1 protein-coding gene is annotated in these 380 nt (G+C 36.3%); it reads left to right on the top strand.

Features of this window, described 5'->3' with window-relative positions; translation table 11 throughout:
• The coding region (locus D7Y04_RS43835) for a hypothetical protein (protein WP_147477411.1) at positions 1-263 on the top strand (263 nt) is incomplete at its 5' end.
• Between the last annotated feature and the right edge of the window lie 117 nt (positions 264-380).

Here is a 380-nt window from a genome sequence, read left to right as displayed (position 1 = left end):
GAAGTTTATTAACACGTAATTTAAATGATGTCCTGAAGAAAGAACATTTTCTTCTGGGCAGTGAATATTTAAAAACTGTCTTGGTCTGTGTACCAAAGGCAATAATCAATGAATGGCATGCTAAATACGAGTCATTGTGCACGATGATCGTTCCTCGAACAACGGAATTGATCACTCAAGATCAAGAGTATGCCTTGTTTTCCGTGACATTATTTGAAAAAACTGAAGATACATTTCGACACAAATGCCGAGAGAATAAGTAAATAGAACGACGAGAGAAGAAGAATTTGATCTTTCGTTTGTTTTAAAAGATTTACCGTACGAGATTATACATTCGATGAGAAGGCCATGGCAAGCGAACGAGACAAACTTCGAGAATT

Source organism: Corallococcus sp. AB038B (assembly GCF_003668955.1).
Taxonomy (GTDB): domain Bacteria; phylum Myxococcota; class Myxococcia; order Myxococcales; family Myxococcaceae; genus Corallococcus; species Corallococcus exiguus.
This window is presented reverse-complemented; position numbering and strand designations above follow the sequence as displayed.